Origin of the sequence: Actinoalloteichus spitiensis RMV-1378 (assembly GCF_000239155.1) — a bacterium.
GTDB classification, from domain to species: Bacteria; Actinomycetota; Actinomycetes; order Mycobacteriales; family Pseudonocardiaceae; genus Actinoalloteichus_B; species Actinoalloteichus_B spitiensis.
Map to the genome: position 1 here is coordinate 1 of NZ_AGVX02000847.1, position 1,062 is coordinate 1,062.

The 1,062-nt window shown below is 65.2% G+C and carries 2 protein-coding genes; both read right to left on the bottom strand.

What is annotated here, in order from left to right:
- Positions 1-576, bottom strand: a 576-nt coding sequence (locus ACTIDRAF_RS31510; protein ID WP_169534013.1) for an AMP-binding protein, incomplete at its 3' end; no start/stop codon positions are given.
- 125 nt (positions 577-701) lie between these two features.
- Positions 702-1,062, bottom strand: a 361-nt coding sequence (locus ACTIDRAF_RS31515) for a phosphopantetheine-binding protein (RefSeq protein ID WP_157163296.1), incomplete at its 5' end; no start/stop codon positions are given.

A 1,062-nucleotide genomic window follows, 5' to 3' on the forward strand; every position in this document is an offset into this window, starting at 1 on the left:
CTTCGGCCGTCCGGTCGACCCGGACGTGTAGATCACGTAGGCGACACTGTCGGGAGAAACCCGGCCGCCCCGCTCCTCGTCGCTGAGGTCGCCGTCGGGGAAGGAGGCGATTGCCGCCGTTTCCTCGTCGATTCGCAACACGGATACAGCACTGGGAAGACTCGGCACCGTCTCCGAGGTCCCGATCGCCAGACGGATTCCCGCATCGTCCATTGTGTACCGCAGCCTGTCAGCGGGATAGCGCGGATCCATCGGCACATAGCTCGCACCTGTCTTGAGGACACCGACGAGCGCGACGACCAGATCCACCGACCTGTCCAGGCACAGCCCCACCCGGTCTCCAGGGCGGATTCCCCTTGCCAGTACCGCCCGGGCCACCTGGTTGGCCCGGGAATTCAGCTCGGAGTAGGAAATCGAGTCCGCCTCGGAGGTCACCGCCGTCGACAGAGGACTCATCGCCGCCCGCCGTTCGAGGAGGTGGTGCAGGCAGTCGGAAGGGCGCACCGAGGAACGCCCGGGTTCTGGCTGGTCACCACCCTGGTCAGCCCGCTCGTTTCCGCCCGTCGACGTCGTCACCATGCGGTCCGTTCCCCTCAGGTACTCACAGTTGGCCGGCCAGGACAAGTGGCTGCTATGTCACTTCCGCACCCATCGGCAACGCCCCCGTACCGACGACAGCCCCCACATCGGACTCATCCTGGTCACCCCGCTGTACCCTCACCACCGCTTTCGGTCGTCACGGAACTCTCGAGTTCCAGCAGGACCTCCTCCTCCACCATGACGGCGAGGCTGGCGACAGTCGGCCCTGCGAAGAAGGCACGAGGTGAGATGGTCACACCGAAAGTCGTCCTGACTCGGGAAAGGACCTGAATGCACTGGATGGAGTTTCCACCAAGACGGAAGAAGTCGTCCTCCGCACCCACCTTGTCGACTCCGAGGACTTCCGACCAGTGCAGGGCGATGATCTCCTCGACCTCATTGCGGGGAGCGATGTAGGAGGCACTCTCCTCGAGAACGGGTGCGGGCAGGGCGCGGCGGTCGGTCTTCCCGCTGGCCGTCACC